This window comes from Rothia sp. ZJ1223 (assembly GCF_016900985.1).
Classification (GTDB): Bacteria; Actinomycetota; Actinomycetes; order Actinomycetales; family Micrococcaceae; genus Rothia.
Window position 1 is genome coordinate 70,708 of record NZ_JAFEUT010000004.1, and the last position, 26,950, is coordinate 97,657.

Sequence of the window (26,950 nt, forward strand, 5' to 3'; positions counted from 1 at the left end):
CAGTTAGCCCCCGGCGGTATGACAGAATCCAAGGAAGCTAGTGGGTGGCGAGTACACCCAACTGTGCCTGGCGTACAAAAAGAGCGCGGGCGGTTGCCGCATCGGCATTATGTACCCGGGCGAACGCGCCCCCTGCGGTTTGCACGGTGATATTGGCAAGGGCGCGGCGGCGAGCCAGCGGACCCTGTTCAATCTCCAAGCTCTGAATCTTACTATGGGGCACAATAGATAGCCGACGAGTAAACCTGCCACTGCGAGTCAGCAACAAAGCGGGCAACTGGGTGAAACCATTACGTTTATAAGTCAGCGGGTCAAAGATACGGGCGCGACTCGGCGAAACGGTAAACCCACCCTCAACGCCAGTACCAACAAGCCCAGCTTGCAGAGTTGTTGCGTCCGCACCACCAACATCGGCACCGGGAACCACCAGCGGCAAAACAGCTAACAAATCATCGTAAGTGCCAACGGGCAGAAGCTGCCCGGCGAACGCAGCATCTTCGCCCTCGCCCTTACCAGCCAACGCAACGCTCACCCGATACCAGCCCATCTTTCGCCACAGCAGTGGCTGAGTCACAGAAATAGCCTGCACTCGCCCGCTAGGGAGGGTCTGAGTGAGGGTATCGGTAAACCCGTAGCGAGTCTTCAACCCATCGGGGCTGATAGAGAGGCGAAAGTTATAACCGGCATTAAAACGCTTCCACAATAATGAAACGGCGCCGAAAATCGCTGCAATATTGGCCACGAAATTCCCGCCCTGAAGTACCAGGAGTGCCACCATTGACACGATGAACAGTACCGAAAAAATAGTGCCCACACTCAGCGCCATAGACGCCAGCAGTCGGGCAACAGGTACGTGCAGTACCTGACGCTCATCAGCATCCGTGATACCCGCGCCCAGATTATCCACTAGGTGCTGGTGCAAACGCTCACGACGGTTAGGGGTCTGAGACCCAGGTGCGATTTCAGCCTGCGGGTTCTTCGCACTCACATTCGCAGGGGCAGTGGGTAGCTCTTCCTTAAGCGCCCGCACCTGGCTCAGCAGGCGAACGCGCACCTCACGCGCGTCCTTATACTTCAAGAACTTCACCGCAAGAGCAGAAGAATCACCATCAGCCACATCAAACTTCAACTCAGCCAAGCCCAGCAACCGGGCAAGGAGTGAACGATTAATATCGATGGACTGCACCCTATCAAGGCGCGCCTGACGCTCAGTTTTACTCAACATACCAGAGCGAACGTAGACGTTGCGGGCGTCCACCGCGAAGGAATAGAACCACCAGCCGATGTAGTAGGGCAGCAATAAGACCGCAAAAATCAGCAGAAACAGCGCGGGCAACCACAGCGTACCCAACTGACCCAAAAAGCTCAGGGCATCGGGAAAATCAGGTACCTGAGAGACATCGGGCAGCTCGCCGTCCTCAACAATAAGCTCTACGAACTCTCGACCAAACGTAAAAAGGAAAACAGCGATCAGCAGCCACGCGTTAATAATGGGTGAGAGCCAGTGGGCACGACGCCATACGAGGGCGGACGCCGGTTGCTCCCCCTCAACGGGAGTGAGGTTTTCGGTGTTCATGGTTTACAGCCCCACCATCTTGGCGTCGCTGAGGTCAGTGAGGATTTCGCGTAAGCGTTCGGCCTCAGGACGCTCCACGCCGGGAATGCTGATAGTGCCAGAGGCTGTTGTTATAGTGACGCTCGCCAGCTTAAGTTTACCCTCAATAGGCCCAGATTTTACGTCAACGTACTGGATTCTGCCGTAGGGAATAGCGCGCATTGATTTGAACATAATGCCGCTGGTACGCAGAATGTGGTCTTGACGTTCACTATAACCAATAGCTTTCACCTGACGACTCACCAAAAGCGTCAACCAGATTTGCCAGACCAGCATGATCGCTACCAAGCCAACCGTTACCCACAGAGGCCAGTTCCACCAGTTCAAAACTTCGGTAAAAATCAGAGGAAGCGCGAAGATTGCCACCATTATTACCGACCAGAGAGCGCGACCCAGCAAGCGCACTTTAACATAGCGCGGCGACACCCTCTTCCAGCTAATCTCAGCAGGTTCTATGGTTTCACCACCGCGCTCATCAATCTCCAAAGGGGGCAAAGTAGCGGGAAAGGACGCGGCTGCAACCGGGGTGGCTTCAATCTGTTCAGCGGGTGCTGGAGCGGGTGTTGTCTCAGGTGTATTTGCCGCAGATTCCCAGGGAGCATCAGCAGTTTCTGGTACCAGCGCAGAAGAATCATAAAATGTCTCAGAGCCAAGAGGTTCAGCAGAAGTAGTGCCCACTCGATGCGGCTGGTGGTCGGTCATCATTCACGTCCTTAGGAAACGGGGCAAAAAGTTATAACCCCATACTCTCAAAGAAACTGCCTCTTGGCATCACTCAGTAGGCTGGGTTAATCGTTTCGAGCCACAAAACCTTCGCCCGTACGCGGCGACGACGCAGATGAGGTACCCGCGTCCTTATTCGGCGGAATCTTACACATGCTCTCGGCCCACAAACCAGCGCCCAGCAAAATACCGCCCGTCACCAGACCCAGAACAGCAGTTATCACGGGATCAAACGCACCGCGCTGGGTGTAAAGAGTCAGTTCAAAACCCAACAGTGCCACGTGCCAGCCAAGAATAAGTGCCCCAGAGAACGCACTCGACTGAGCAAAAACTGCCACGCGCGCCGCTAACAAAGCATTCATACGCGGTGCTTGGGCGCGGGTTGAAACATCCTGAAACTTTGCCACCTGGCGGGCATAAAAAAGCACCACAGCGCCCACTATCAGGGCAAGAAAAACAGTCGCCTGAGGCAACAGCAACTCAGCGCCACCGGCTGCCACCGACAACCCGTTCAGCACCGCCCCTGCGGCTAAAGCAACAGACGCGCATAAGAGAAGAGCTCGGGCACGCACCTGATTCATTCACACACCACCGGGGCGGGGAAGAACTCTCTAATACCATCAGCATCATCGGCAGTCTTTGCCAAATCACGCACGCTCGCGCCACTCAGCACCGCCTCAGGTTCCATACGAGCCCACGGCTCCAACACAAAAGCGCGCTCCGCCGCCCGCGGGTGAGGCAGAGTCAAATCGGGTTCGTCCATCTCAAGAGTGGAGTAGTCAATAATGTCGATATCAAGGGTGCGAGGACCCCAGCGCACATCACGCACCCGGTGATGCTTATTCTCCACAGACTGGGTGAAATCCAGCAAATCAAAAGGACTCAAATCAGTCTCAATACGCACCACAAGATTCACAAAATCAGGCTGGTGCGCTGGCCCACCCACAGGAGCAGTCACTGCAACGGGAGAAACCTTCTTCACCCTAATTTTAGGATGCGAACAAATATCAACAATCGCCCGCAACAAAGTCTCTTGCTTCTCGCCCAAGTTAGAACCCAGACCAAGTACAGCCTCTACGCTCATGCCTGCTTCTTTCTAAAAATAGTAACCGCAACATCAGCAAACGGAACCTCAATCGGCGCCTGCGGTTTGTGAACAGTCAGCTCTAGCGCATCAATTGCGAAACGACTCAAAATAGTTGCCGCCAACTTCTCTGCCAGGGTCTCAACAAGATCCACCGAACCGTCGCTGACAACCTCGCGAATAGTCTCAGCGACCTCAGCGTAATTGGCAGTCTTACCAATATCATCGCTACTGGCAGACGATGAAAAATCGGTCAAAAGAGTCACGTCAACGATAAAAGGCTGACCGTTCTGCTTCTCAGATTCAAGAACGCCGTGGTAGCCCAGACATTCAACACCGGTGAGCGTAATACGATCTGCCGTAGCGTAACGCTCCATCGCGTCCGCCGAAAAAGTACCGCGCATGCACTTTCTACCTTTCTGCATCGCCTGTTGGTAGCTACTCGTAATTATCACCCAAATTCGCCACCGAACACCCGCGTCAGCGCGGGCGAGTTACACCACAGGTTTAATGAAACACCTACTAATTGCCGCTTTTGCTAGGAAAAATAGGGCATCGCAGGCAGACCGTTTCTATATGGGTATCCACAGCCGAGCTTAAGGTCACACTGACTTTACGTCTATGTGAAGTTACGACGCCAACTGTTTGTCAGGCACTTTACGGACGCACCGCCCCAGCCTATGAGGAGTTGCGCGAGAAATACTGGGCAACAGTCACAGCATCCACGCTCGAAGGAACATCATGCACTCGCACCGCCCAGGCACCAGCAGCAGCCACCAGAGCAGTAATAGCCGCCGTTGCACCGTCGCGGGTACGCGCGTCCTTCTGCTGATCTTCTGCGCGGACGCCAGGACGCGCTTGCGCGGCTTCAGCAAGGGCAGTGCCGATAAAGCGCTTGCGTGAGCCTGCCACCAGTAGGGGGTTGCCGAGCTGAGCAAGTTCAGCGGTGGCAGCGACCAGCTGCCAGTCTTGTTGCCCGCCCTTGGCAAAACCCAAGCCGGGGTCAAGAATCAGGTTCTCGGGCTTCACCCCAGCAGCATAGAGACGCTCGCGCAGCTGTATCAGCTCGTCCTTTACCTCGGCAACGGTGTCGGTGTAGGCTGCCAGGGAATCCATAGTCTGCGAGTTACCGCGAGAATGCATGAGAATGTAAGGCACCTGCAGGTCGGCGACAGTGGCAATCATGCCGTCCGTGATTTCCATACCTGACACGTCATTGATAATATGCGCGCCAGCTTCAATAGCCGCCCGAGCGGTCTGCCAGTTCTTCGTATCAATGCTGATGACAGCGTCCGTCTTAGCTAGGGCTTCAATTACGGGCAGGACGCGCGCCTGCTCATCTTCTAGCCCTACCGAGGTCGCGCCGGGGCGGGTTGATTCACCGCCTACGTCGATGATGTCAGCGCCCTGAGCCATCATGGTCTTGGCATGTGTTACCGCGTCCTCAACTGCCAAATGCAACCCACCGTCGCTAAAAGAATCGGGGGTGACATTGAGAATACCCATCACGAGGGTGCGGTCAGTGGGCAGAGACAACTGATGAAGGGAAGAGAGGGTGCTCATGGTTTTTAGCCTAACGATAGATCATCAAGGTGACCACGAAAAGTAATGCTGACCGCGAGATGTACGGTCAGCATTACTTTTCGTGGTCACTTCTTAGTTTTCGTGGTCACCTCTGGGGTGGGTTTAGTTCTGACTCATAATAAGGCTCATTGCCTCAGCGCGGGTCGCAGGGTCACGCAAAGCACCGCGCACCGCGCTAGTGACCGTCTTCGCGCCGGGCTTTTTCACCCCGCGCATCGACATACACATGTGCTCCGCCTGCACCACAACAATGGCACCCAGGGGCTTCAGGTTCTCTTCCAGTGCCTCCACGACCTGAGTGGTGAGACGCTCCTGCACCTGAGGACGGCGGGCAAACACGTCCACCGTGCGCGCCAGCTTGCTCAAGCCCGTCACCTTGCCACCGGATCCCGGAATGTAACCGATATGGGCTACTCCGTGAAAGGGCACCAGATGATGCTCGCAGGTCGAGTAAAAAGGAATATCCTTGACCAACACCAGCTCTGAATGCTCAATATCGAAGGTCGTACCCAGAATCTCAGCCGGATCCTGATGCAACCCCACAAACATTTCAGCGTAGGCACGCGCTACACGAGCGGGAGTATCTACCAGACCATCGCGGTCAGGATCCTCACCAATGGCAGCCAAGATTTCACGTACCGCAGCTTCAATGCGGGGCTGGTCAATCTCGGGAGCGTAAGTGTCTTTAACACCAGCCACTAGCGAGCACCACCGAAGGGATTATCAGCCGGACCGCCGGGGTTCTGTACACCACCGTTATCACCCAAACCGGGGGTCGGGTTCACATCGGTAGCGGGTTTCTCAACCCCCATGTCGGGGTCAACCACGGGCTGTTGAACGATGCCCTCGGCAGGTTCCTCAGAGGTCTTCTCACCGGCAAGCTCGCTGGGAGCCTTCACCGGAGGAATCTCGGTCTTCTCACGAGTCTGCTTGGAGTACCAGTGTTCGCGCTCAGGACGCTTACGGACGTCCTTGAAGATCTCAGCGATCTCGTTTTCTAGCAGGGTCTCGCGCTCCAAAAGGGCAAAGGCAAGACGGTCAAGAACGTCGCGGTTCTCAGTCAGAATCTCAAATGCCTCGTCGTGGGCGTTCTCCAGCAGAGCCTGAACTTCCTGATCCACAGTAAAAGCCAAAGCGTCTGAGTGCTGGTTACCACCGCCGGAGCCACCTCCCAAGAAGGGATCAGATTCCTGCGATACCAAACGCACAGAACCGACCTTGGCGCTCATACCGTACTCGGTCACCATCTTGCGGGCAGTATCAGTTGCCTTCTGAATATCGTTGGACGCACCAGTCGAGGGGTCATGGAACACGACCTCTTCAGCCGCGCGTCCGCCCATGGCGTATGCCATCTGATCCAGCAGCTCGTGACGGGTAGTTGAATACTTATCGTCCTGCGGCATAACCATGGTGTAGCCCAGGGCGCGTCCGCGTGGCAGAATCGTAATCTTAGTAACCGGGGATGAATTACGCAGGGCAGCAGCCACCAGAGCGTGACCGCCCTCGTGGTAAGCAGTCACCTTACGCTCGTGCTCGTTCATAATGCGTGAAGAACGCTGCGGGCCCGCCATGACGCGATCAATAGCCTCATCGATAGCGCGCTCGTCAATCACGTTGCCACCGTCACGGGCGGTGAGTAGAGCTGCCTCGTTCATCACGTTCGCCAAATCAGCACCGGTGAAACCGGGGGTGCGCTTAGCCACCGATGAAAGTTCAACACTGCGATCAATGGGCTTACCCGTTGCATGAACCTCAAGAATACGCTGACGACCCTTAAAATCGGGGGCGTCCACACCCACCTGGCGGTCAAAACGACCGGGACGCAGCAGCGCAGGGTCAAGCACGTCAGGACGGTTGGTCGCGGCAATCACGATAATGTTGGAGGTTCCGTCGAAGCCATCCATCTCAACCAGCAACTGGTTCAGGGTCTGCTCACGTTCGTCGTTACCGCCGCCCATGCCGACGCCACGCTGACGGCCAACAGCGTCGATTTCGTCCACAAAGATAATAGCTGCGGGGTTCTGTTTAGCTTCCTTGAACAAATCGCGCACGCGAGAAGCACCCACGCCCACAAACATCTCAACAAAGTCAGAACCAGAAATGGAATAGAAAGGCACGCCAGCTTCACCGGCAACAGCCTTCGCCAGCAAAGTCTTACCGGTACCCGGAGGGCCGTACAGCAAAACGCCCTTGGGAATCTTCGCGCCCAAACGGGTGAACTTCTCAGGCTCAGCCAAGAACTCGCGAACTTCTTCAAGCTCAGCTAACGCCTCATCGACACCGGCAACATCAGCAAAACGAACGGTCGGGTTGTCCTTATTGAACTTCTTAGCCTTCGACTTCGAGAAGTTCATAATCTGTGAGCTACCGCCACCCATACGGCTCAACAAGAACCAAAAAATAGCGATCACAACAATTAGCGGGAACATATACGAGAACATGGTGGTAAACCAGTTAGTCTGCACCGGCTGGTCAGTGTAGCTCTCAAGGTCAGCGCCGTTCATCGCCTCAACAACCTCAGTAGCGCGCGGCTTTACATAGTAGAAAGTCAGCGCCTTACCCAAATTGTCACCGGCAGCGTTGGTGTAATCATCTCTCAGCTCAAGATCAACACGCTGATCGCCATCGTGGATCTTCGCGCTCACCACCTTCTGCTCATTCAGAAGGTTCATACCGACGTTGGTATCAACGCGGTTGGTCGCCGAAAACAGCGGGCCTGCGAACATGCCACCAAAAATTACCAGCGCAATGATGACAAAGAACCAAGGACCAGAAAAGAGCTTCGAGAAAAAGCCCTTCTTCTCACCCTGGGGCTTGTTATCAGAATTCTGAGCCAAAGCTACCCTCCGTGTGCGGCGGCGTCCCGCCAACTGTTGAACACGCGCGTCCACACCCGCCAAGGTGTTGAGCTGAGGTGGCAACGCGCGCAGATAAAAAGCTGCAATTATCCAATGTACCCAATAAAGCTGATATTTTGCTCGGTGGGGGGCGTTCTTCACCTCAAAGCAAAACACTATTTGTCTCTGCCCTCACCGAAAGTTGCTCTATTCCAGTGGGGTTGAAGGCAAAGACAACAAGGACGCGCCCACCCACTCTTCTGTAAAAGAGCCGATGGGCGCGTCCTAGACACTACAAAAAGTAAAAACCCTTAGGAGTAAACGTGCGGTGCCAAAGTCACGATGCAATCGAGGTTGCGATAACGCTCAGCGAAGTCCAGACCGTAGCCAACTACGAACTCGGGTTCGATGTCCCAACCCACATACTTGACCTCAACGTCGGTCTTGACGCTCTTGGGCTTGCGCAGCAAGGTGCAGATTTCAACGGAGTTAGCGCCGCGTGACTTCAGGTTGCCCTGCAACCACTGCAAGGTCAGACCAGAATCGATAATGTCTTCAACGATTAGCACATCGCGACCGGTCAAATCGGTGTCGAGGTCTTTGAGAATACGAACAACACCCGATGACTTGGTGCCCGATCCGTAGGATGACACAGCCATCCAGTCCATGGTGTAGTGACTCTTGAGCGCACGGGAGAGGTCTGCCATGACCATGATGGCGCCCTTGAGAACACCTACCAGCAGAACGTCTTTGCCCTTGTAGTCTTCGTCAATGCGAGCTGCAAGCTCTGCTATCTTCGCGTCGATCTCTTCTTTGCTGAAGAGTACGTGCTTGATGTCGTCCTTTACGTCGTTTGCGTCCACGAGAATAATCCTTGGATATGAGTGCTTGGTGCTTAGGGTACAAGTCTAACGGTTATCGGTTCGTAGGAATACCAGAACGCCGCTTTTACTCAAAGATTTGCCGTGTTTACCTGCCACTGGTGGCCGGGTTTTGTAGACGGAAATGTGCCCTGCCATTTGCAAGGGACCACCTTTAGCGGTGGTGAGCGCGAAGTCGTCGAGTGCCTCTAGGCGCTCGAAGCCCGGGGTTTCTCCGCCTGCCTGTACAACCGCGCGGGCAAGAACCCGTCGGCGCACAGCAGGGTGCAGCTGGCTTACAGCATCACGATCCATCGCCAGTACGAGCTCTGCCCCCTCCAGAGCATCGGCAGGCACCTGCAGTTTTTTTGCCGCACTGTGCTGGGCTGCACCCGGTACAGTGCTGGTTAGTTCGCTCAGATTCAGGGTTACTGTGGAGTGTTCTTGCTCCGCGGTAACCGCCAAATAATCAGCGTCTGCGGCAACAATGTGCGCGGTGCGCGCAAGAGCATCTGCCACTCCCCCGCCCAAATTCTCTTCAAGGTAGGGCATGATGCGGTGACGCACGCGAGCGCGCGTCATGCTTTCATCTGAGTTGGTGGGGTCGTGCCAAGGAGTGAGGTTTTCTGCGGCGCAGATGTCTTCAACTTTGGCGCGGGTGGTGTTTAGAATGGGGCGTAGGTAGGTGACGCCGTTTTCAGTGCGGACGCGCGGAATGCCTGCCAGCGACCGGGTGCCGGAGCCTCGGGCGAGGCCGAGGAGGACGGTTTCTGCTTGGTCGTTGCGGGTGTGGGCAAGGGCTACGGCGCGGGCGCCGGTGGCGTACACGGCTTTTTTGTAGGCACCGTAGCGGGCTTGGCGGGCTGCCATTTCGGGACCTTCAGTGCCGGTGGCGACGGTGACGGTTTCGATCAGCACGGGGTCTAGACCGAGTTTAGTTGCCTGGGCTGCGGCGGTGCGAGCTACCCGAGCTGAGCCTTCTTGGAGCTGGTGGTCCACGATGATTGCGCCCACGCGCAACTCGCCGCGGCGGGCGAAGTGGGAGAGGGTTGCAGCCAGGGCTAAGGAGTCGGCTCCGCCTGAGAGACCGACAAGAATCAGCGGTGCTGTACCATCCGTGTGTGCCCGCGTTTTACCCGATGCGGCAACAGTGTCAGTGCCAAGGGCATCGTTGAGGGCACGGGCAGCCTCAACACGGGCGGCGCCCACCGCCGGGTGCAAGCGTCCGGAACGCGCGTCCTGAACCACTTACGCCTCCGCGCTGTTGCTAGAGGTTTCTTTGGGTTGCCCCAGCACGCGGTCAATCCATGCTTGAGGGTCGTGAATTTCATCTTCGGTGGGCAGAGTATTGGGGCTGGTCCAGATGCGGTTGAAAGCGTCCATACCGCGCTCATCAACGATGTACTGCACAAACTTCTGACCGTCGCGGTACTGACGTTTCTTGGCATCCATACCGAGCAGGGAGTAGATGAACTTGGTGAGGAACTTCTGCGCGGCACTGCGGCGCTCAAAACGCTGGCGGATGGTTTTGACAGTGGGCACAATCGAACGATCCACAGAATCCATGACCACGTTGGCATGCCCCTCCATCAAGCTCATAATGGCGGTCAGGTGACTGATGCGAGCGCGACCTTCCTCAGTGAACCCTTGGTCAAAAACTCGAGACGGTGGCGCGGTATCTGCCAGCTTTTTGCCTTTAAGCTCAGCACGTGCCTTCCTAGATGAGCTAACTAACTGCTCCATGAACTTCTGCGAATCGCCCATTTCGTTGGTCAGGGCGCGCACCTGATCGAGCATATAGTCTTTCAGCCAGGGTGCAGCGGCGAACTGTACGCGGTGGGTCTGCTCATGCAAGCAGACCCAGAGGCGGAAGTCCTCGGGCTCAAGGTTGAGCTCTTTCTCAAGAGCAACCAGGTTGGGGGCGACAATCATGAGGCGACCAACCTTATCGCTCACCCCGGCGTCCTGGGCGTAAGGGTCATACTGCCCCAGTACCTTGCCCGAGAGGAAAGCGAGAATAGCGCCCAGCTCAGCTGACGCGGCAGAGGTAGCCAACTTGTACTCGGTAGCGCTCATGCTCTCAAGCTTTTTACCCATGGGTGAGGACGCCAGCGGTGCAAGGAGCACGCTGAAGGACTGCACGTTCGCCTTCGCCCAACTGGCGCGGTCAACAATAAGAACTTCAGAGTCACGCAGATTGTGGGCAGCTTCAAGACGGGTGATAGCGTACACATGCTCAACAGCGGCATCGGCAGCGGCACGCATCGACTCCACGGCTTTTGTCGCGTCTTCACCTTTGAGTTTCGGGCCGGCAGGGGCTAAGAACCCTGCGATTTTGCTTGCGGTACTCCAGCTAATGGGCGAACGTCTAAGTGTCATAGCATCTATGCAAGCACACTTTATAGAACCTGTGCATCCTGAGCCTGCGGTTTTGAGCCAATAGCTCAACGGGGCAACAGTGTACCTGCCGCACGGGGCAATGTACTTGGGCAGGGATAGCCGGTAGGCTCTTAGCAGTAATTGAGAAAGGTCAAAGCGTGGTATCACAAAAAGCTATAGGTTCCCTCGCCGGTGTTGCAACTCTTGCCTGTGTAGGCGCTGGAGTATGGGCTGTTCCACAGATGGTTGCAGCGAACAACCTTGAAGAGCAGGCACAGCCGCGCTACGCCACCCACTCCCCCATTTCACCGCAACCCCCGCAGGTTTCAAGTACCACCAACGCGCAGGTTCTCGCCCAAGCGCTCGACGATATTTTTAAAGACTTCAAGGGAACGGTAAGCGCCCGCGTTGAAGACCCCGCCACCGGTGAAGTGCTCTACAGCCGCAATGACGCAGAGCCGCGTACCCCAGCGTCCAACCTCAAATTCTTGATAGATTACACCGTGCTACGTACCTTTTCACCCACTGACACTTTCACCACATCAACCGTGCTCGAAGGTGAAACCATCACCCTGGTAGCAGGCGGTGACACCCTGCTTTCTACCGGTGTTTCTGATCCGCAGTCGATAGTGGGGCGTGCCGGTCTGCAGACCCTAGCGCAAGACACCATCAACGCGCTGACAGCCCAGGGCGGCTCTGGAACCTACGAAGTGAACCTCGATACCTCTGCCTTCAGTGGCCCCTCCGCCAACCCCAAGTGGAGTCAAGAAGACACTGCATCGGGCTTTGTCTCAGACGTTCACCCTATCGCCCTCTACTCCCACTCGATTCCCGCAAACGGTGCCCCCACCGAAAACCGCTACGACAACGCCGCTGACAGTGCCCACCGAGCTTTCATAGACGCTCTCAACGCCCTGGCACCGCAAGATACCAGCTTCACCACCGGTGACAATACACCCGCCTCACCGGATGCCCAGCAGCTCAGCACTGTAGAATCAGCGCCCGTCTATGAGCAGAGCGCCTACATGATGCAAATCTCAGATAACCTGCTCGCAGAAACCTTAGGACGCGCATCCGCCCTCAAAAGCGGCAAAGAGGGATCCATTGACGGTGCCATTAGCCACGTTGAAGAAGTACTCACCCACGACGGATTCACGACCCAGGGGCTAACCCTTAAAGACCTCTGCGGTCTGCTGCCCACCAACAAGGTCACCAACCAGCTCATCACCGAAATCATCACCAGCATGATGCAGAACGAGCACGGCACCGCTCACGGTCTTGACTCTTTACCGATCGCAGGTGGCACCGGCACTCTTACCAGCCGGTTCGATGACCCCGACGAAAGCGGCGCTCAAGGGTACGTGCGCGCTAAAACCGGCACGCTCAACGACGTTCTCTCACTCAGCGGTTACGCTGTCACCCCCGGTGAGCAGGTGCTGGTGTTCTCTATCATTACCAACGATGTCGATAACACCAGCCAAGCAAAAAATACCCTCGACCGCGCCGCGGCACTTATTGCCGGACGCCGGTAGGGTATGAAACTCCTCGGTAAGTGTCTTCGCCACGCTAGGGATACGCCCTAAAAAAATATGAGAGGTGAAGATACTTACCGAGGTGTCAAGGGAATGGATATTGAGTAAAACTACCGAACAGCTACCGAACCGTCGATGGAGCTCCACGCGATGGTTGCACCGCTGGAGAAGTGCTGCTTGACCTCGTGACGGTCCCAGTACTCAGTGGTGGTGGGGTAGCCCAGGTTACGCTCGGCACCGGTAACGCGCCAATGGTTGCCAATTGCGCCGTTCTCATACACGTGGGAGGTTCCGGTGAAGGGGCTCCAAATGACACGGTTACGCAAACCATCTGCACGACGGAACACCAGGTGAGTGCCTCCGTTAAGCAGACCGCCTCGCTCCTCCATAACCGGGAATCCCAGAACACTTTCGGCACCGTTGTTGAGCCAGTACGAACCGATACCACTGGCTTCGCGAATAAAGTGAGCGCCAGTATCAGCTGACCAGATGAAACGGGTAATATCACCGTTCTTCTCAAAACGCTGGTAGTAACCACCGTTGCTGGTGAGTGTTTCGTTCATAATGGGGTGACCGAAGCGGGCGTGACCACCGTAGGAGTGGTAAGCCGCACCAATGCCACCGCGAAGGGCAAAGGCGGGAGCAGGGGTAGGAGCGACTTCACCGCGTGATACGGCACCGCGCAAGTCTGCAGGGCCGCGTCCGTTCTCATAGCGGTAGATGCTGACGTTACCCAGGACGCGCCAGGGCAAGCCTCTGCCATGACCGTACGCCAAACCAATGCCAGCTGCGTTAGCTTCGGGGGCAAGGATTGCTGCGCGGTGAGCAGGTGAGTTCTTCCAGAAATACATCAGCTGACCGAGATCATTGTTGTACGACAGAGCGATGACTTCACGAGCGAAGGAGTAGCCCGATGCGCGACCATCGTTCAAAAAGGCAGTGCCGTGTGAGATGTACCCCTGGGTGAACTGACGGCTAGCCTCGGGCTCCTGAATAGCTGCCAGTGTAGCTGAGTGACGCAGGGGACCGCGTCCGTGAGCTGCACGGTAGTCGTTGATCAGTTTCAGTAAAGCCTGAGTATCAGCTTCACGCTGGGCTGCTGAGACGGAGCGTAGATCTGAGGGCGCAGCAGAAGCAGCGGTTGCGCCAGCAACGGTGGTTGCCACTGATGCCAAAGCAAGAGCGCCAAATTGACGGCGGGTGGGGGACAAGCGGGTGATGGGGTTACTCATTGATAGGTAAAGCACTTTCATCTCGCGATAGCCGATAACGAGGGGCTCTGACTATCAGGGATACGTTCTGTTTGTGACAGTTTATAGAATCGTGACCTTTTGCGCTACCTCTTAAAAATTTTTATTTATTCGATATTTTTGCGTATTCGCTCTCTACGGCTCTACCTCAACAAGAATAAAAGAAATACTGCTTATCAAAACCATAAAACCTTTTATCTACAAGGGTTTTGGTGGTTTCGGCGCGCTAGACGCGCTGATTTTGAATCACCCTTTGGCGGCATTTACACCCCACCAAATATATAGATTTGATAAAAATTGCCCCCTTAATAGACCTCAAAAAATCTCGGCAATCTTCACCAAACATTAACATCTTTCACCCTATTATCGAATAAAGATTCGATTTTATCGAATATAGGATTACTTTTTTATTTTGTATGTAAATATACGAACGCCTACCGTCACCCCTCATATAGCTACCCACGCTGCCTGTGGCAGACCCACCTGCAAGCGACAAAACACCCTGCATAAAACACCTACCAGATGCACCGCCTGCGAAGCAGGTCGATGATACTCAGTACCCCAGTTGCACCCGGCACATTCAACCCTAAAATGTCAGCCACCCTTGCTAGGCTGAAAGTAAACCCCGCGCCGGGGTATAGCGTCCGCCCCCCTAGCAAGAGATCTTTCACACCCATGTTCTTTGTTGATACCCCCATACCCCGCATTTCTTTTGAGGGCAGGGAATCTCAAGACCTCGTTTTTTCGGCAACTGACTTAGTGGCAGCTACTAGCTGTGAGTTCGCTATTGTTCAGGCACTCGATGAAAAATTAGGTCGATCAGCCCCCTCCCCCGCCCTTGAAAACTCCATGCTGGAGCGCGCTATAGCTCTCGGCGAAAACCACGAAGCTGCGGTGCTCGCTGGTTATCGCGAGCAGTTCGGGGAGTTTACGCCGGGGCACATCGGTGGCGTCTATGAGGTTGATACCCGCCACGGGTACAGCTTTGAGGAACTCACCGCCAAGAACGCCGAAACGATTGCCACGCTAAAAGGTGGAGCGGACGTTGTTTTTCAGGGTTCTTTTTTTGACGGCGAGTTTTTCGGACGCGCGGACTTCTTAGTTAAGCAAGAAGATGACTCGTACGCGGTCTACGACACCAAACTTGCTCGCACCGCCAAGGCTACCGCACTGTTACAGCTGGCGGCTTACGCTGATCAGCTACACAAAAACGGCATCTCCGTTGCCCCACATGCCGGGCTTATTCTGGGCACCGGAGAGCGTGCCCTCTTTGATATTGACAGTGTGCTCTATGTGGTAGCTGACCGCCGTAGACGGCTGAGGCAGCTGGTAGCAGCCCACGGCGCTAGCGGTACTAGCCCGGTTCATTGGTGGGAGGGCTCGCAGGCAGTAAGTACACTGAGCCAGTGTGGAAGGTGCGAGCGCTGTCTTGCTGAAGCTCAGCGTCACCGGGATGTGCTGCTCACCGCCGGGCTGACCGTGCGCCAGCGTACCGCGCTGGTGCAGAACTTTGGGGTACGTACCATTGATGAGTTGGCGGTGTTGGAGGCACCTGCCGGTCGGCAGCTTTCGAGTACTGTAGCGAAGCTAAAGGTGCAGGCTGCTTTGCAAACCGGCGTCCTTGAACCTGACGGTGCGGTGACCTACCGCGAGGGTGATGAACTCAAGAGTATGGGCTATACCCTGATGAACCGGTCGGTGCTAGATGGGTTGCCGCTGGCTAATGCAGGTGATCTTTTTATTGAGACCCTGGGTGATTCTCTGTGGCAGGGCAGTGAAGGCAGCTGGGGGCTGGAATACCTATTAGGTGCCCTTGAGACTAACCCGAATAACCCCATGCAGGGGCGTTTTACTTCTTTTTGGGCTCATACGCGCGCTCAAGAGCGCACCGCTTTAGTGAACTTTGTGGAGTACCTTGCTCAGCGTCGAGCGCAGTTTCCGGGAATGCGTATCTACCACTACACCAGCGCCCCTAAGCAAGCCTTGCGGAACCTGGCAGCTTCGCACGGTGTCGGTGAAGACATTATTGATCAGCTTTTGCGTGAGAATGTGCTGGTTGATCTCTTTGATACTGTGCGGGAGTCTTTGCATATTACTGAGGGTTCCTACGGTCTGGAGAAGCTAGAACCTTTGTACAAAGGTGAGAATTTTCAGGTTCGCGAAGCCAAGGACGCGGGTGCTTTGGCTATCACCTACGCTGAGTTTTGTCAGGCGCGAGAGGTGGGTGAGGAAGAATCAGCCCAGCAGTTTTTGACATCCTTATCTGAAGGCGCTCACCGGCATTGCGCGTCTTTGGTGGAATTGCGTCAGTGGTTGCTGGGGCTGGCAGAACGCGACGTGAGCCGCGAGTATGAGCGTGAACCTGAGGTGCTGGCTGCCGTTGAGCTTCTAGAAGCCAACCAGGTGGATGCAGAAGAAACAGCGTCAGCTGCCGAGCTCACCCTGCATAACTATTTGGATCAGTTGGGGCCAGATGCTGATTTGAGCGCTGATGAGCAGGCGGTTGCCATGGTCGCTTCTGCTACCGGTTACCACCGCCGTGAACGTAAGCAGTTCTGGTGGGATCATTTCGACCGGCTGGCGGCACCCGTTGAAGACTGGGCAGAAACCCGCAATACCCTTATTTTTGATCGCATCGCGGTGCGGGAGAACTGGCATGTTCCCCCGCGTAAAAGATCGATGGTGCGTATTATTGAGGCACGCGCGCGCATGGCTGAGGGTTCCTCACTAAAGGTGGGCGAGCGTAATCTCTACCTGATGTACGGGGCACCGCTGCCGTCTTACTTTGAAGAGATGCTCATGGCTCAAGCTACCCACTTTGCCGCCACTAATGGCACGGGGGCACTACCGCGCGTCATGGATAGAGCGGGACACTTTACCGGTGAGATTCTAGATTTTGAGAAGCAGGGAATTTCCGCAGGGTTTGTCACAGTGCGGGTGGTCTTGCAGGAAACCCTGCCGCAAGTAGCACAGCCCTTCCACGAGTTGCCCATAGCCCTCACCCCGGCAGCCCCGTTGCACACAGCGGCGCAAGAGGGCTCACTGGTAGAGCTCGCCCTGCGCGTGGGTTCAGCCCTGCCCACTCTGCCGCGTCATGCCGGGGTAGATATCTTGCGCAAGCGTCCGCCCAAGCTCACCACCGGGTTTTCACTACCGCGCCCAGAGGAGTTCGTTGAGGCTCAGGGCAGCATGGCAACCGCAGAGGCTATCTACCGGTCGGTCAAAGAACTCGACAACTCTTATGTGGCGGTGCAGGGTCCACCAGGGTCAGGGAAAACTTTCGTGGGATCACACGTCATTAGCCGTCTCGTACGCGATGGCTGGCGGGTAGGCGTCGTTGCCCAATCCCACGCGGTGGTTGATAACATGCTCGCCGGGTGCATCAGCAACGGTAAGATTCCACCCGCACGCATTGCCAAGGCCCAAAAACGCGGCAAAGACCCCAACCCCCACGGCTGGTGGGAGCTTTCGACCTTCGACATTGGCAAATTCATGCAACAACCGGGGGTACTCTTTGGTGGCACCGCCTGGGACTTTGCCAACCGCAGCAAGTTCAGTGAAGCAGAACTAGACCTGCTTGTCATTGACGAGGCAGGGCAGTATTCACTGGCGAACACCCTTGCTGTCTCGCGGGCAGCTCGCAACCTGCTGCTTCTTGGCGACCCCCAGCAGCTCCCCCAGGTCACCCAGGGCTCACACCCCTACCCCGTAGATGAATCAGCACTCGGCTGGCTCTCTGCCGGGCACACCACTCTGCCCGATACCTTGGGATACTTTCTCGATGTCACCTGGCGCATGCACCCGCAGCTTACCAGCCCCGTCTCGCAACTTTCCTACAGCGATAAACTGCGCTCAGCACCGGCTGGTGAACAGCGGTCCTTGCAGGGGCGTCTGCCCGGAGTTTATGCCCTGGCGGTACCTCACACCGGTAACACCACCGCGTCGAGTGAAGAAGCCCAAGAAATCGTGAAACTAGCACTCAGCTTTCTCGGTTTAGAGTGGGTGGGCGATACTACTAATCCCCAGCCCAGACCTCTCGAACCTGCCGATATTCTGGTGGTTGCCGCCTACAACGCTCAGGTTGATCTCATCACGGAACATCTGATTCATGCAGGTTTGCAGGACGTACGTGTGGGTACCGTCGATAAGTTCCAGGGGCAAGAAGCCCCGGTAGTGCTGGTCTCTATGGCAGCCTCCAACGCCGGGGATTCAGCCCGCGGCGCGGAGTTCCTTCTCTCACCCAACCGCCTCAATGTTGCTATTTCACGCGGTAAATGGTGTGCCGTTATCGTTCACGCACCCACCCTCACCCAGTACCTACCCGCCACCCCGGACGCGCTTTTGCTCCTGGGCAGATTTACCCGCCTGCTCGCGCGGGCGCGCAAGCTCAAACAGTTGGGGTAAGCCTACAGAAATAACCGCACTCCAAACCGCTACGATAGAAAGAAGCAGCGCAGGGCTACCTGTGAGCTAAGGAGAAAACCATGAACCACACCCCTGATCGCGACCGTTTAAAGGAGGAACGCAGATGAAACTTGTTCCTACCCACGCCTCGCGTTCCCCCTATATCTTTCATTTTGGTGAGCGCAGCGTTGCCCTGGGCGAGCCGCGGTTTCTGAATATTATTGCCCACAACCTGAAAGAACAGGGTTACCACCCGCAGATTACCTACTGGGACCAGGTGTATTTAGCCCAGCTCGATGATGATATTGAGGGCAACAAACCGCAGCTGATTGAAGAAAGCTCGCGCATGCAGGAAATGATGAACAGTGTGGGTGTTGAGCTCACCGAGGACGAGTTCTGGAGCGCCCTTGAGTCGCCGCTGTTTGACCAGATGAGCTGGCCCGCGCAGGGTGAGGAACTGCTGATGCCGGAGGTTCCTGGGTGGATGTCTCACGCTCGTAGCTGGTTTTTTGACCCTGTGGCACCGGCTCAAGGCACGGGCAATATAGGCGGCTGGGTACGCACCCGCGGACGCGAGAGGGCAGGCCAACCGGTCGGGTTGTTTCAGCTGACTGACCCTGATTCTTTCTGGGTGTTGGGCTCTGCCGATGACCTAGAGCGAGTCCACCAGCTGTGCCTGGAGCTAGCCCACTATCGCGATGGTTTTGAGAAAACCACTGCCTATTTGGGGTACGACCTGCGCATGAGTTCCATTGCCTTACCCATGATCTGCCGGGGGGCTCTGGAAGAAGAGTTCTACCTTGCCGGGGTAGACACAGAATCGCTTTTCTGGGAATAGTACACCCGCACTTCGCACCTTCAGGAACCTATGTATACTCTCACGCTCATAACACGCACAACCAACAACGTGACGCCGCTGCTCAAGCGGCTCAATGACCTTGACCCCGCCGTGCCTTTTGCTGCCCTGCACAACGATGAAATTCAGGGAGTTTTCGCACACCCCGAAGAGGTGTATTCAACGTTCGCGCTTGCTGCCCGCGACCAAAATTTCTGGATTGGTATTGGGGTGGGCGAGGTGAAGGTGCCCCGTTTGGCGGGTGCTCTGGGCGCTGTCTCCACCGCCGAATGTAGTGGGGAGGGCTTACAGCTCTCACGCCGCGCTGTTGAGTTAGCCCGCACCGGCATGCCCGTGCGTTCGGTGGCGGTCTGTGCTGACGATCAGGGGTTAGCAGAGAACCTCACCGGCATGATGCGCCTGCTTTATCGCGTCATTGCCAAACGCAGCGTTGCAGAAAACCGCGTCATTGACTTACTGATACCCGGTGTACGCGGTCAGACCGCAGCGGTCGCCCAAGCATTGGGTATTACGTCGCAGGCAGTCAGTCGCGCGCTGAACCGCGCGTCCTGGCACGAAGAGATCGCCTCACGTGCGGTGGTCTACCGTCTTCTCAAGCAACTGAACTCAGGTCTTATTAAGCCCTAAACGCTGTGCAGCAGCCAGGAAATCACCAGCATTGCCGGTAGAGATATGCAGGCTGAGACCAGGACGATATCGCGCACCAGAATCACAGATTGTTGATAGCGCGAGGCGTAGTTGTAGGCGTTCTGTGCGGTGGGTAGGGCTGCTAGCATGACGGCGGCAATAAGATCATCGGGTTGCAGGTCAAAAGCGAACCGGCCTAAGAGGTAGGCGACCAGGGGCATGAGCACTACCTTGAACAGCGCCGCAGTAATAGTTTCAAGGCGCTGGTCAGCCACCGTCAGCGGAGTGCTACCGCGCAAAGACATACCGAATGAAACGAGCACCAGGGGTATACCTGCTCCACCCAAAATTTCCATGGGTTCCATGACAACGCTGGGGGTTTGAAAACCCACCAGGTTGGTAGTAACTCCCAGCATGGAGGCAATCACTAGGGGGTTACGCACAGGCTGGGTGAGGACGTCTTTGAGCCTGAGCCTGCCGTTGGCGATAACGTCCATGATTGCCAGCAAAATGGGTGTCACCACAATAATTTGGAAGAGCAGAATCGGGGCAATCTGCGCGGCATCACCAAAGATATAGACCGCCACGGGCACACCCATATTATTGGCATTCAGCATGGCAGAAGAGACTGCTCCCATGGTCACGCGCCCCACCCCTCGCCGCAGTAACACACCGAAAATCAGCGTGTAAAGCCCTGCAACAAGAGTGAAGCTCAAGGCAGCCACCGGTAATCTGGAGGAAAAAACGATACTGACATCGGCGGTTGCGAGGGTAGTATACATGAGGGCGGGCATCGCCACGAAGAAGGCAAAGCGGTTGAGGGTGAAACCTGCGTCCTTGGGTAAAATCTTCAGGCGCGCTACGCAGTAACCCACCAGAATCACGATGCCGATAATGGCAAAGCCCTCTAAAATACCGCCCACGTTAGCACCCCTGTTCACCTCAGTTACCCATTATTCTAGAGTTTACCGGTGAGTACCGAATCTTTATGAAGCAAGCAGACTAGAAAGACGGCGGTGGGGCGCACGCCCCGGAAGCACCGGGTAAGCGGTAACGGTTGGTAGCAATGAGCGCATAGACTCTTTCAGCGATAGGACGCACGGGCCAGCTCACCATAAGCGCCCCCGCCCAGCGTACCCAGGCAGTGCCGCTAGTGCGTAGGGCAGGCCCGATACCCAGTGCCCCGTATGCTAGCTGCCGTTCGGCGGTTACAAAAGGGATCGTTCTCGGCAGCTGGAAGATTACTCTTACATGCTACTAGAGATATTGTAAAATAAATATTATTACGCATATCCATAGTTATTTAAATTTGACTGAGACTACAGTTTATCTGGTGATGGTTTTCCATGGAGTAATTTCACAAGTGCTTGATGAATTATTAAACTCTAAATATGTTTTCAATATTCCTTCTGAATGTCTTCGGGTAGATCGTCTGAAAATATTAAAATCATCTGAGCAAAAGAAATCAGGCCAAATTTCCTTAAATGAAATAATCTTTTGATAGATTAATGGATTTTCAAGCATAGTAAAAGCAAAAGTGAGAATGCGTTTGACTTTATATAAAGTAGCAGCAGCTTTACCAAAATCACCAAATAACCTTAAAGAACTCTCAGCAACAATGCCGCACCCCTCCATGAGCTCATAGTCAAGAAACATCCCATCAGTGTTATCAATAACCTGTAGACGATGCTGCAGAGCATGCCCTACAACTTCATGAGCAAAAATTAATGATATCTTCATTCTAAACATCTTATCCTTGCTAAAGTTTTTAATAATACCAGGGTTTAACAAAATAACTGGCTGATGGCTGTCAGGCATTGGCACAAAACAAGCTAAATCAACACTATTATTTAGCTCAGGCGGTGAAAATAAAAAATTTGTTTCATCGATAATTCTTGCTTGATTTTCAGGGAGGTTATATTTATAAATTTTTTTCAATGAATCAATAACTTCCAGAGGGGTATCGCCAATGAATTCCTATCTATCTAAATATCTATTATAGTTGTTAGCTACAATTTCTCGAGATTCCAAGAATTCATCTTCAAGTAAATTCAACAAATTAATTATAAATGAGTAACTAAATTCTAACTTACTATTATTAAGCGGTTTACTTTTACCAAAATGATAGAGTTCTGGGTTCGATAAATTTTCAGCAAGTAGGCTTTTGTAGAAAATTATTTTATCTCTATTCAGGCCATGAAGGACACCTTCGTAGTCATATTTCCACCACTCACCAAAAACTAGATGATCTATAGGATTCGTATATGCAATATTTTTCAATTTTCTAGATCACACGCCTTATAAAACCTAGTTCTAACCTGCTTCCTACTCCAGAATGCTCTAAAAATCCAGTACCCAAGGAGTCCAGTAAAAGGCCAGATACCAGAAAACATGTTTAACAAAAGAAGCGCAACAGGAATTTGAACTCCCCAGACTGCCAAAGAGTTGGATTTGAAGTCATCTAAAGTAATTCCATAAAAGCGCTGCAGCGTAATATTTGAGTACGCAATACAGGCAAAAGGAATGATAAGTACTAAGAATATAGCTAGTTTGTAAAATGCATGAACAACCTCCTCGTTTGGAGATACAAAGCGCCCAAAAATTACACAGAAAGAAATAAATAGAATAAGAGTAAAGACAAAAACTTTAGCAAATACCTTATCTATATAATTTTTTATAGATATAAAATCTTCATTTCGCATTTCTTCTTTATGCTTACTGCCCAGCACAAATAAAATTCCACCAGAGAAGCTCGATATTATTATAAAAATAACTATATGGAATTGAATAGCAAATCTCATTCCCGCCAGTTCAATAATTCCAGCAGCAGAAATCAATGCTGTAAAAACTATATTACCTCCGTAATCCACGAAAGCAGAACCAAGTGAAGGTAAAGAAATTTTTTCCCAACCTTTATAGTTACTAACGATGATCTCTGATTTTTTATTGTATTTGTTCTTTTCCTTCCTGAATACCATGAAAAGGTATGCAAGAGGGATAAATGAAGCGATGGCGCTTCCTAAACCTGCCCCAAAAACTCCTAACTCAGGAAAGAAAAATAATCCGTAGATAAGAAAAAGATCAATAATTAAATTAAATGGAGCAGTTATACAGAATATGATAATTGGAACTTTTGTTTTACCCCAAGAAACCAATTGTATTGCCACAAGTGTTGAGATAGTTTCGGCAACGAGACTAGGTACTCTAGCAGCAAAGTATAAAAGTGCAGCGGTCCAAACAGGATCAGAATTATTTCGATAAATCAGTATTGAAAATACTATACCCACAAAAGAAATAAACAGCGAAATAGGAACAAATATTTTAAAAAATAGTTTTATTCCAATAGTTTCGTGACTCGAATCAGAGTTTACTCGTGGTGCGAGAATTCTATAGGCCATTAAGGCACCGAGAATACAATTTACTGGAAGCTCATAGAATGAAGCTCCTAAGGATACACCCGCAAGAGCATAAGTTGAGTAATAAGAAATTAATGCTGAATCTGTTAAACCAACAACTATACTTCCTAAAGCTGCAAGAAGAGAAGGCCAGACATATTTAAGTAAATTATTTTTAGTTTTATTCTTGCTATTCATGGTTTTTCTCTGACCCCTTGAATGATACAGCATATACAGGTAGATAACTAAGATCAGCAGGTAGTCCCAATAATCCAAGGATTCTAGAATCCCTGAATGCAGGTGTTATATGCGGAGTTATTGCCAGTGATGCCAACTTCCAAAGCAACTCATTTGTAACTTTTGCAGTATCAATCCACAAGCCACGTAGTGCACGTTCATGACGGTACCTCCACTGATGTCTTTTTATGTCAGATACATAAATAACAGATACGCTAGATGTTAAGGGTGCAGGCTGGCCGACTAAGGCTTCTTGAAATTCTTTACGATCTGCTTTGTTATCAATCTGCAATAAATTTTTATTGACCAAATCATATCTATAGATTCCTTCATCCATCCCTTCAACAGAGTAAACAACAACATATACATCCAAAGACGGCCCAAAATTTACTAATGCATTTAAGGGATTCTTTTGGTTGTCTATCGTTCTAAATTCACTTAATTTATCGAACCCGTCTAGTAAAATATGAGAAATATCAGAGTACTTTAAACGCGAACCTTGAGGGATGTAAGTAGTTCTTCTGTTAACAAGAATATCTTTTCTGGAAAAATTCTGATCTATATCATTTTTTAATTCATATACAGTTTCTGAATTTGGGATTAATTCAGACGGAAATTCATCTTTATCTGCATAGACAGCCAATACTTTTTTATGCACATCATTAAAGTTGCAACCAGCATCCTCATATTTGCCGTCAAGTGTTGACAAGTAAAATGGGACACTTTCACCCCAGCCATTTTCGTACCATTTTTTATAACTAATAATGTCCTTATCTAATCCTCGAAAATCGAAACGTTTTTCTGCAATTGAAATTTCAAGTTTTTTAGCATCAATTGTATATTTTTTTGATGAACCAAGTGGGTTTAGGAAAACTTTACCATTATTAAATTTATACTGAGAAATAATTGTTAGTTTCATTTTGATATAAACGATTTTCCTACTTGTAATTCTTTGGAGTTAGCTATTCTGTATCCGGCAGAAATGATGTATATGGGGCTTTCCGATGCAAGACTCTCAGAAGATATAATTCTTTGCAAATAACTATCATTAAATCCTTGGTGCCCATGAGAAATTGTATTCCCGGTATCCATCAGAGATTCCACTAGGCCTCCTAGATGCCTTGCATAATAAAATAAAGTCCTAAAAGTACGAGGCTCCCTGTACCTATACATATTCCTCTCGAAGTCTGATGCAACTATAAAAATTAATTTAGGAGTAACAGGTAATCTAAAAGCTCCAGGAATATTTTTCTTAAGTTTCTCTACTGTAGGAGCTTCAGAAATTTTTCTAAGGTCTTCGGTGCCAATACTAACTTGATAAACTCCAGAAAATTCGCTTTCTACTACAATTAAATAAAGCTCTGAAGGATGCCGCGCTCCCCCTGAAGGACTGGTTCTGCTTAGGTGATCAGTTCCATTTGTTTTAGACAGATATTTACCTCTTGGAAATGCTACTAATGCCGACACAACTTTTGCCTTTTCAAATATATCTAAATTGTCAAAAGATGGTTCACTTACTATGTGAAGAGATTCATCGAAATTAGGTAAATCTATATAGTTATCGCTTTTAGGTTCAATGTATCTTTTCGTATCATTTTGAATTTTTTCATAATCCATCATTTGTCTTTTATCTAATGATTGACCATTAGATGAGTAGTCATTGAATGGGTAGTTCCAAGATATTCTTGTGTATCTATAAGCCTGACGCCATCCCAGTTTTTCCCATCTCTCTTTTTCGTATTGTTTTTCATTTCTTCCTTAATGGGAAATTGTGTCGCATTTTAGAGATATCCAAAATGCGACACACTATAAATTATTGCGTTCTAACGAATAACGTTTCCCTGCCGAATCAGCGCCGGAGTTTCCTCAGTAACTTCTTCAAGAATCATTTCAACGTTGTCGAGATTTAGTTCTTGGTTCATTTTTTCACCTCCTTTCCATGAGGACTACACATCAAATGTAATAGACAGGTATCAGCTAAATATTTACTTAATTTTCCTGGAATTAACTATTGTATTTATGCCTCATTGGAAAAAAATTTACCATAGCAATCTACATCACACAAGGGTTTATTTGGATTGTGTGAGGGTTATTCATAAGGGATGGCGCTCTCAAAGCGCGCCCGGTCTACACGGTAGGCAACCAGCTCGTCGGGGTAGGCAGGCTTCACCTCTGCCGCAAGATTCAGGTATTTTTGGGTAAAAGAGGCGCTTTTTTCGCAGAACCCGCAATCGGGGTCATAGAGCAGAGCCCCGATAAATGCCTGTTTCATCGAGCGTCCTTTCGTGTAAGAACCTGCTGCACCAGTTGATGGGCAATGCGCTCTATACGCTGGTTAAGACCTGCCTAGTCTGCGCCGGTCGCCCTCCTCCCCACCCTAGAAAGAAAATTTCAGGTATATCTGAAACATCAGCCCTCTCAGTAGCACGGACGCCTCCTACAGCAGGCTTGCCAGGGTGTGGGCGACCCCGTCCTCATAAACACTCAGGGTCACTTCTTTCGCCACGGCGATAACCTCATCGGGTGCCTCGCCCATGGCGACGCCTCGCGCTGCCCAGTGAATCATCTCTTTATCGTTATACCCATCGCCAATAGCGATAGTGTAAGCGGGATCCACCCCCAGTTGGCGGCGCAACTGCTCCAGGGCTGATGCTTTAGAAACACCATGGGCGGCAATATCGAGCCATGCGCTCCACCCCACCGCGTAGTTCACACCGTGCAGACCAGCCTGATAGATAGCCTGCTTGAACTCGTCCTGATCGACGTCTTCAGCGAAAATAACGACGCGCGTGGCGGCGTCCATCTGCAGCAGCTGATCCTTGGTGACAGGCACTGAAGTTGCACCGAAGGAGCCGTCCTGAAAATTAGCGGTGGCATAGATAGTGCCGTCTTCTGATTCCAGCGCCATCTGGGCGTAGGGCACTTTCTCGGCAAGAAGGTGCAGAGCTCGGCTGGGGTTGAAAACAACGCTGTCTGCTACCCGGCAACCGTCAATAAGGCGGGGGTTGAGTTCTAGGGTGACCGCACCGTTTGAGGTGACCATGTACCCGTCGGTCAGACCCAGCTTTTGGGCAATGGGGAAAGCAGCTTGGCGCGAGCGTCCGGTGGAAACAATGACGTGGTGCCCCGCCGCCATCACCTCTTGTACCACCTTTTTGACGGTCTCGCTCATGGTGCCGTCGTGATGCACCAGGGTACCGTCGATATCAATTGCCACCAGATAGGTGGCGTCCTCTTTCGCCCAGTCGCTGGTGACGGGCGGGTGTACGCGCATCTTTTCAATCATTGTGTTCACCATTTCTTCAGTGTCTACTATCTTCTAAGCCTATCGCTTACCTGCACGTAACGCGGTGGTAAACGGTACATGAAGAAAAGGGGGTGTTGAGACTGGCGGTAGGGGGACGCGCGTTGCCCCTTTCACCGGTTGCTTCACCTTAGGACGCCCGAAAGTGCCATACAAGGGTACTTTTATCGCTGGGGGGGGGGGGGGGGGGGGGGGGGGGGGGGGGGGGGGGGGGGGGGGGGGGGGGGGGGGGGGGGGGGGGGGGGGGGGGGGGGGGGGGGGGG

24 protein-coding genes are annotated in these 26,950 nt (G+C 52.5%); 4 read left to right on the forward strand and 20 right to left on the reverse strand.

The features are described from left to right. Nucleotides 1-37 precede the first annotated feature (37 nt). From JTP09_RS06235 to JTP09_RS06285, 11 genes are all read right to left on the reverse strand, one after another. Nucleotides 38-1,576, reverse strand: coding sequence for a PH domain-containing protein (locus JTP09_RS06235; RefSeq protein WP_204877598.1), 1,539 nt, complete (start codon nt 1,574-1,576; stop codon nt 38-40). A 3-nt stretch (nt 1,577-1,579) separates the two neighbouring features. Next, nucleotides 1,580-2,317 (reverse strand): PH domain-containing protein, encoded by a 738-nt coding sequence (locus JTP09_RS06240; RefSeq protein WP_204877599.1) that lies wholly within the window; start codon nt 2,315-2,317, stop codon nt 1,580-1,582. 86 nt (nt 2,318-2,403) lie between these two features. Further along, complete coding sequence (locus JTP09_RS06245; RefSeq protein WP_204877600.1) at nt 2,404-2,919, reverse strand: DUF3180 domain-containing protein; 516 nt, start codon at nt 2,917-2,919, stop codon at nt 2,404-2,406. Continuing rightward, entirely contained in the window at nt 2,916-3,422 is a 507-nt protein-coding gene (folK, locus tag JTP09_RS06250) for a 2-amino-4-hydroxy-6-hydroxymethyldihydropteridine diphosphokinase (protein ID WP_204877601.1), read from the reverse strand. The genes JTP09_RS06245 and folK overlap by 4 nt, the downstream gene beginning before the upstream one ends. After that, on the reverse strand, nt 3,419-3,826 hold the full coding sequence (gene folB / locus JTP09_RS06255) for a dihydroneopterin aldolase (RefSeq protein ID WP_239478952.1): 408 nt from the start codon (nt 3,824-3,826) through the stop codon (nt 3,419-3,421). The genes folK and folB overlap by 4 nt, the downstream gene beginning before the upstream one ends. Nucleotides 3,827-4,100: 274 nt before the next feature. Beyond that, entirely contained in the window at nt 4,101-4,985 is an 885-nt protein-coding gene (folP, locus tag JTP09_RS06260; RefSeq protein ID WP_204877602.1) for a dihydropteroate synthase, read from the reverse strand. A gap of 123 nt (nt 4,986-5,108) precedes the next feature. Continuing rightward, nucleotides 5,109-5,705: a GTP cyclohydrolase I FolE gene (gene folE, locus JTP09_RS06265; RefSeq protein WP_204877603.1), complete on the reverse strand. Its 597-nt coding sequence runs from the start codon at nt 5,703-5,705 to the stop codon at nt 5,109-5,111. Further along, complete coding sequence (ftsH, locus tag JTP09_RS06270) at nt 5,705-7,843, reverse strand: ATP-dependent zinc metalloprotease FtsH (protein WP_204877604.1); 2,139 nt, start codon at nt 7,841-7,843, stop codon at nt 5,705-5,707. Before ftsH ends, folE begins: the two co-directional genes overlap by 1 nt. A 311-nt stretch (nt 7,844-8,154) precedes the next feature. Beyond that, nucleotides 8,155-8,706 (reverse strand): hypoxanthine phosphoribosyltransferase, encoded by a 552-nt coding sequence (hpt, locus tag JTP09_RS06275; RefSeq protein WP_204877605.1) that lies wholly within the window; start codon nt 8,704-8,706, stop codon nt 8,155-8,157. Between the two features lie 45 nt (nt 8,707-8,751). Beyond that, nucleotides 8,752-9,951 carry a tRNA lysidine(34) synthetase TilS gene (gene tilS / locus JTP09_RS06280; RefSeq protein WP_370592521.1) on the reverse strand — a complete coding sequence of 400 codons (1,200 nt, stop codon included), beginning with the start codon at nt 9,949-9,951 and terminating at the stop codon, nt 8,752-8,754. Next, nucleotides 9,952-11,082 carry a zinc-dependent metalloprotease gene (locus JTP09_RS06285; RefSeq protein WP_204877606.1) on the reverse strand — a complete coding sequence of 377 codons (1,131 nt, stop codon included), beginning with the start codon at nt 11,080-11,082 and terminating at the stop codon, nt 9,952-9,954. A 158-nt stretch (nt 11,083-11,240) separates the two neighbouring features. Between JTP09_RS06285 and dacB the strand changes: the two genes are divergently transcribed. After that, a complete protein-coding gene (gene dacB, locus JTP09_RS06290; protein WP_204877607.1) occupies nt 11,241-12,614 on the forward strand; it encodes a D-alanyl-D-alanine carboxypeptidase/D-alanyl-D-alanine-endopeptidase in 1,374 nt (457 codons plus the stop codon). 110 nt (nt 12,615-12,724) lie between these two features. On the opposite strand, the gene JTP09_RS06295 is transcribed toward dacB, so the two are convergent. Next, nucleotides 12,725-13,846 (reverse strand): CAP domain-containing protein, encoded by a 1,122-nt coding sequence (locus JTP09_RS06295; RefSeq protein ID WP_204877608.1) that lies wholly within the window; start codon nt 13,844-13,846, stop codon nt 12,725-12,727. Nucleotides 13,847-14,539: 693 nt separating this feature from the next. Between JTP09_RS06295 and JTP09_RS06300 the strand changes: the two genes are divergently transcribed. From JTP09_RS06300 to JTP09_RS06310, 3 genes are all read left to right on the forward strand, one after another. Continuing rightward, on the forward strand, nt 14,540-18,268 hold the full coding sequence (locus tag JTP09_RS06300) for an AAA domain-containing protein (RefSeq protein WP_204877609.1): 3,729 nt from the start codon (nt 14,540-14,542) through the stop codon (nt 18,266-18,268). A gap of 124 nt (nt 18,269-18,392) precedes the next feature. Beyond that, entirely contained in the window at nt 18,393-19,106 is a 714-nt protein-coding gene (locus JTP09_RS06305; RefSeq protein ID WP_204877610.1) for a hypothetical protein, read from the forward strand. Nucleotides 19,107-19,136: 30 nt separating this feature from the next. Next, the gene (locus JTP09_RS06310) at nt 19,137-19,751 is read left to right on the forward strand and encodes a recombinase RecJ (RefSeq protein ID WP_204877611.1); all 615 of its coding nucleotides are present in this window, start codon (nt 19,137-19,139) and stop codon (nt 19,749-19,751) included. On the opposite strand, the gene JTP09_RS10340 is transcribed toward JTP09_RS06310, so the two are convergent. The 8 genes from JTP09_RS10340 to JTP09_RS06350 form a co-directional block, all read right to left on the reverse strand. After that, nucleotides 19,748-20,674: an AEC family transporter gene (locus tag JTP09_RS10340; RefSeq protein WP_204877612.1), complete on the reverse strand. Its 927-nt coding sequence runs from the start codon at nt 20,672-20,674 to the stop codon at nt 19,748-19,750. The genes JTP09_RS06310 and JTP09_RS10340 overlap by 4 nt on opposite strands. A 403-nt stretch (nt 20,675-21,077) precedes the next feature. After that, nucleotides 21,078-21,689 carry a hypothetical protein gene (locus JTP09_RS06320; RefSeq protein WP_204877613.1) on the reverse strand — a complete coding sequence of 204 codons (612 nt, stop codon included), beginning with the start codon at nt 21,687-21,689 and terminating at the stop codon, nt 21,078-21,080. 39 nt (nt 21,690-21,728) lie between these two features. Further along, nucleotides 21,729-22,031 (reverse strand): hypothetical protein, encoded by a 303-nt coding sequence (locus JTP09_RS06325; protein WP_204877614.1) that lies wholly within the window; start codon nt 22,029-22,031, stop codon nt 21,729-21,731. Next, a complete protein-coding gene (locus JTP09_RS06330; RefSeq protein ID WP_204877615.1) occupies nt 22,028-23,344 on the reverse strand; it encodes an MATE family efflux transporter in 1,317 nt (438 codons plus the stop codon). Before JTP09_RS06330 ends, JTP09_RS06325 begins: the two co-directional genes overlap by 4 nt. After that, nucleotides 23,337-24,302, reverse strand: coding sequence for a hypothetical protein (locus JTP09_RS06335; protein WP_204877616.1), 966 nt, complete (start codon nt 24,300-24,302; stop codon nt 23,337-23,339). Before JTP09_RS06335 ends, JTP09_RS06330 begins: the two co-directional genes overlap by 8 nt. Further along, the gene (locus tag JTP09_RS06340) at nt 24,299-25,003 is read right to left on the reverse strand and encodes a hypothetical protein (RefSeq protein ID WP_204877617.1); all 705 of its coding nucleotides are present in this window, start codon (nt 25,001-25,003) and stop codon (nt 24,299-24,301) included. Before JTP09_RS06340 ends, JTP09_RS06335 begins: the two co-directional genes overlap by 4 nt. A gap of 469 nt (nt 25,004-25,472) precedes the next feature. Continuing rightward, a complete protein-coding gene (locus JTP09_RS06345; protein ID WP_204877618.1) occupies nt 25,473-25,655 on the reverse strand; it encodes a hypothetical protein in 183 nt (60 codons plus the stop codon). A 165-nt stretch (nt 25,656-25,820) separates the two neighbouring features. Continuing rightward, nucleotides 25,821-26,669: a Cof-type HAD-IIB family hydrolase gene (locus JTP09_RS06350; protein WP_239478953.1), complete on the reverse strand. Its 849-nt coding sequence runs from the start codon at nt 26,667-26,669 to the stop codon at nt 25,821-25,823. Nucleotides 26,670-26,950: the final 281 nt, after the last annotated feature.

Coding starts and splice junctions, on each gene's coding strand:
- JTP09_RS06235 (WP_204877598.1), bottom strand. CDS start 1,576: ATGAACACCGAAAACCTCACTCCCGTTGAGGGGGAGCAACCGGCGTCC.
- JTP09_RS06240 (WP_204877599.1), bottom strand. CDS start 2,317: ATGACCGACCACCAGCCGCATCGAGTGGGCACTACTTCTGCTGAACCT.
- JTP09_RS06245 (WP_204877600.1), bottom strand. CDS start 2,919: ATGAATCAGGTGCGTGCCCGAGCTCTTCTCTTATGCGCGTCTGTTGCT.
- folK (WP_204877601.1), bottom strand. CDS start 3,422: ATGAGCGTAGAGGCTGTACTTGGTCTGGGTTCTAACTTGGGCGAGAAG.
- folB (WP_239478952.1), bottom strand. CDS start 3,826: ATGCGCGGTACTTTTTCGGCGGACGCGATGGAGCGTTACGCTACGGCA.
- folP (WP_204877602.1), bottom strand. CDS start 4,985: ATGAGCACCCTCTCTTCCCTTCATCAGTTGTCTCTGCCCACTGACCGC.
- JTP09_RS06285 (WP_204877606.1), bottom strand. CDS start 11,082: ATGACACTTAGACGTTCGCCCATTAGCTGGAGTACCGCAAGCAAAATC.
- JTP09_RS06295 (WP_204877608.1), bottom strand. CDS start 13,846: ATGAGTAACCCCATCACCCGCTTGTCCCCCACCCGCCGTCAATTTGGC.
- JTP09_RS06300 (WP_204877609.1), top strand. CDS start 14,540: ATGTTCTTTGTTGATACCCCCATACCCCGCATTTCTTTTGAGGGCAGG.
- JTP09_RS06305 (WP_204877610.1), top strand. CDS start 18,393: ATGAAACTTGTTCCTACCCACGCCTCGCGTTCCCCCTATATCTTTCAT.
- JTP09_RS06310 (WP_204877611.1), top strand. CDS start 19,137: ATGTATACTCTCACGCTCATAACACGCACAACCAACAACGTGACGCCG.
- JTP09_RS06330 (WP_204877615.1), bottom strand. CDS start 23,344: ATGAATAGCAAGAATAAAACTAAAAATAATTTACTTAAATATGTCTGG.
- JTP09_RS06335 (WP_204877616.1), bottom strand. CDS start 24,302: ATGAAACTAACAATTATTTCTCAGTATAAATTTAATAATGGTAAAGTT.
- JTP09_RS06340 (WP_204877617.1), bottom strand. CDS start 25,003: ATGATGGATTATGAAAAAATTCAAAATGATACGAAAAGATACATTGAA.
- JTP09_RS06345 (WP_204877618.1), bottom strand. CDS start 25,655: ATGAAACAGGCATTTATCGGGGCTCTGCTCTATGACCCCGATTGCGGG.
- JTP09_RS06350 (WP_239478953.1), bottom strand. CDS start 26,669: ATGATTGAAAAGATGCGCGTACACCCGCCCGTCACCAGCGACTGGGCG.